The 671-nt window shown below is 75.1% G+C and carries 1 pseudogene; it reads left to right on the plus strand.

Annotated features, from left to right (window positions below):
• Positions 1 to 671 (plus strand): annotated as a pseudogene (fbiC, locus tag NQ160_RS24425) (7,8-didemethyl-8-hydroxy-5-deazariboflavin synthase); the annotation flags it as partial.

Genomic DNA, 671 nt, shown 5'->3' on the forward strand with positions numbered 1-671 from the left:
TCGGATCCGACGGAGTTCGCGCTGCTGGTGCGGGCGGGCGCGGACGACTGGGGCGGGGTGTCGCCCGTGACCGCCGACCACGTCAACCCCGAGCGACCCTGGCCGCACCTGGACGACCTGGCGCGCCGCACCGCCGATCTCGGCTTCACGCTGCGCGAGCGGCTCACCGCCCACCCGGAGTACATCCACCGCGCGGACGAGTGGCTCGACCCGGCGATGCACGCGCCGGTCACGGCGCTGGCCGACCCGATGTCAGGGCTCGCGGCCGTGGCTTCTGCGGAGGCCGGCGGGTCGGCGAGTCGGAAGACCCCGCCCGAGCCGGCATCGCACGCCCCCGAGCAGCCCGCCGGGGCGTCGGCACCCGGCGCGCCTGCCCGCAACTCCTCGAAAACCGACCCTTCGGCTCCCTCCGCGGCCGATTCCGCCCCGCACGCGCAGGATTCGAGGAGTTACGCACGCCGAGGCGCCGGCACCACCATCGCCCGCCTCGCCGAAGAAGCGGCCGGCGACCCGCTGAGCCTCGGCGACGACGACTGGACCCGGCTGCTGCTGGCCACCGGCACCGACCTCGAGTCCGTCGTCGCGACCGCCGACGACGTGCGGCGCTACACGGTGGGCGAGGCGGTGAGCCTGGTGGTCAACCGCAACCTGACCTCCAGCGGCTTCCGCTC

This window comes from Microbacterium sp. zg.Y909, assembly GCF_024626565.1.